The sequence below is a fragment of the Devosia psychrophila genome (assembly GCF_000971275.1).
In the GTDB taxonomy this organism is placed as follows: Bacteria; Pseudomonadota; Alphaproteobacteria; order Rhizobiales; family Devosiaceae; genus Devosia; species Devosia psychrophila.
This window is the reverse complement of the sequence record NZ_LAPV01000171.1, coordinates 1-3,264: the sequence shown is the minus strand read 5'-3', so window position 1 is coordinate 3,264 and position 3,264 is coordinate 1. Positions and strand designations below refer to the sequence as shown.

Genomic DNA, 3,264 nt, shown 5'->3' with positions numbered 1-3,264 from the left:
CCGCCACCCATTCCGCCGGTAATCGCTATGCTCTGGCTGGCGTTAACGCCCGAGATACCAGATGCGCCGGCATTACCGGTATTGCCGCCACCAGCACCGCCGCTGTTACCGGCCCCGCCGTTGCCGCCCTGCACCCCCGACACGGTGCCACCGCCGGCGCCGGCCAGGCCCGAACCCGCCCCGTTGGATGAACCATTGTCATGGCCGGCACCGCCGCTACCGCCGGCATTGCCATTGTCGCTGGCGTCGCCAGCCGCGCCATGGCCGCCGCCGCCGCCGCCCCATGTGGCGTAGCTAAAGCCGGAATTGCGCCATTCAGCCGCGCCGCCGCCGCCGCCGCCGCCGCCGGCACCGCCGCCCGAACCGCTGCTACCGCTGCCACCGTGACCGCCATCCGAGTCATCGGCATCGCCACCTGCGCCACCCTGGCCGGGGCCGGCTGGGGTTGGTGAGGTCTTGCCACCACCGGCTCCGCCCCCCTGAGCACTGCCATTGCTGCCATAACCGCCGGCACCACCGTTGATACCGCCGCCGCCGCCGCCGCCGCCAGCCTGTCCGGCGGATATCGCCAGCATCACATCCTTGCCGATGATCACGTCATTGAGCACGTCGAGCGACACCGGACGTGAGCCCGAGACGGAAATCTTGGTGCCATCGGCGATGTTGAGGTCGCCCTTGACGAGGAAACGGACGAGCCCCTCGGCAGTCGTGGAAATCTGCAACAGCGAGGAGGATAGCTGCACCCCATTGACGAGCACACGATAGTTATTGGTGTCAAAGACCACATCGCCCGAGAGCTGGAGCACGCCGATAGCCGGGATCGATGGATCGGCGCCGGGAGCAACGGTGACGGTCGCGACGATATTGTCGATCTGCACCTGACCCAGGGTGACGGTCAGCGTCGCCTCGCTCAGGTTGAACAGCGGGAACAGTGGCGACACATAGCGCGAGAAGTTCGCGCCGGCGGGGATGGTGATCTCCACCGCTGCCACAGCCTTGCCCGAAAGCGTCGTCCCGGAAATCTTGATAACGACGGCAAACGCGCCGGCATTGGCCAGTTCGATGGAGTCGAGGTTGAAGCCGCCCCTGGTGGGGACGCCTGCGGCATCGACTGGCCGGATGACGAAGGTTTCCCCTTCGCGCAGCACAACGCCCGGGCTCTTGGCATCGGTTCGCTGCAAGCCATCGCTCTTGTTGGTGGCAAGCTCCAAACCAACTTCACGATACTTCAGGCCACCGACCAGGCCGTCAAAGGAGATGACCTGATCGTAATCGCGGAACGTATCACTGTCCTTCTGGCCGACAATATCGAGCCCGGTCTGCAGCTCGATGAAGTCGCCGCGGATGATGCCGTTCACGTTGGCATTGGTGGGACTGATGACGCTGAGCGTATCGGCGGTGGAGGTTCCGCCGAGCACGCGGGTCAGCTTGGCACCGTCCGCTGAAATGATATCGCCGATGGGTGCAGCGGCACCAGCGGCCAGCGAAGCTGCGCTCAGCATGGTGCCGTTGAAGGTCCAGGCGATCGGCGTGCCGTTGCTCCGGTTGTCGACGACGAGGGTTTCGATATCCTTGTCGAGCGCCACGAAGGCATTGGCGACCGGCAGGCCGCCGATGATCACGCCCATGACATCCTCGCCCACACCGCCGATGACGACGGTCCGGGTTCCGGCAGCGTTGGAGATCGAGCGCACCGCGAAGACGTCATTGCCGCCACCGCCATCGACCGCAAGGCGGGCTTCCGCGGGAATGGCATTGGCAATGTCGATCGCGAAGGCATCATTGCCGGCGCCGAGCAGGACGCTGACGTTTTCGATATTCTTGAAGCCGATTGCCGCATTGAGCAGGCCGAGCACTTCGCCCCCGCCACCCATCGCATCGACGACGCGACCATTGAGCAGTGCCGCAGTGATGCGCGACACATCGACGGTCAGTTTATCGGTCCCGGCGCCGGCGCCATCGACGCTGAGCGCTGCGTTGGCGCTGAACACTGTGAGTTGATCATCGCCATCGCCAGCGGCGATGCTGATGGTGTGGTCCATCGTCATGACTTCGATGGTGTCGTTGCCGCCGCCTGCGTCGATTTCCAACGGAATGGCCGTGCCATATATCTTGAGCGTATCGTCGCCGCTGCTGAGCCGGATGGCGACTTTGGATATGCCGGCAAAGGCGATCGCTGCCGTCATGCCGACGCCGCTGAGAATGCCCAGCGAAAGCCCCGCATCGACTTCGGCGCCGAGTGTCAGGCTCGCCTGACCATCGGAGTGGATGGTGACGCCATCGCTGGCATCGCCATCGATATCGAGCTGGCCGGCAATATCGGCGAGGTTGCCACCGGCGGTGATGATGTCTGCGCCCGCTCCGGCCTGGATCAGGGTGTGGGCGGTGGTCTTGGAGATATCGACGCTGTCATTGCCCGACCCAAGCACGATGGCCAGGTTTTCGACATTGCCGAACACGATGCCCTGACCGAGCCCGAAGCCGGTAACTTCATTGCCATTGGCGCCGCCGATAGCGCCGGTTTTGGCGAGGGTGCTGGCTATGTCATCAAGCCGGATGCTGTCCTTGCCTGTGGCGCCATCGACCACGACCTGCCCGAGGACGCCGTCGACGATCGTGTTACCGCCGACGATCACGGTGTCGTCGCCGCCTCCCAGGTTGAACTGGCTACGAAGATTGGCGGCAAGCCCATGAATGGCGATCGTGTCGTTGCCCGAGCCCAGGCCGACGGTAAAAGTGTCGATGTCGGCAAGCGTCGTGTCGTTCTCGAAGCGGATGGCAGCGCCCTGCCCGGCGATGGCAAACTCGGCGAGCGACGGCGCGCCGACAACCTGGCCCTGGGTCAGCGTGGTGCTGTGGTTCTGGTTGGAGCCGGTCGCATCGACATAGATGAAATCGGTGCCTGCGCCACCGCGAATGGTGACGATATCGGTGATGCTGGCGAGCGTTCCGCCGGTGTTTGTGGTGGCAGTGGCATTGCTGCCGATGCGGATCTCGTCGGATCCCTCGCCGGTTTCTATGGTGATCCTGGTGCCCGAAACGACCTGCCGCAGCGCGATGCGATCGGCATCGGTGCCGGTGCGCACACTGGCCGATAGCGCCAGCAGCCGCCCATACAGCAATATCTCGGCGCCGACCAGCGCACCATTGGTGGACGAGCTCGAAGCCCTGATGCTCAAGCACCGCCCCGGCCTATCGCGCCACGACGATCTGGCCAAAGCCATGGACTATATGCTCAAGCGCTGGCCGGTGTTCACCAGGTTC

The 3,264-nt window shown here is 64.5% G+C and carries 1 protein-coding gene and 1 pseudogene; one reads left to right on the top strand and one right to left on the bottom strand.

Annotated features, from left to right (window positions below; translation table 11 throughout):
* The coding region (locus tag WH91_RS25615; protein WP_199533560.1) for a hypothetical protein at window positions 1–3,179 on the bottom strand (3,179 nt) is incomplete at its 3' end.
* On the opposite strand from WH91_RS25615, the pseudogene WH91_RS25610 reads away from it, so the two are divergent.
* A pseudogene (locus WH91_RS25610) lies at window positions 3,139–3,264 on the top strand (IS66 family transposase); the annotation flags it as partial. The gene WH91_RS25615 and the pseudogene WH91_RS25610 overlap by 41 nt on opposite strands.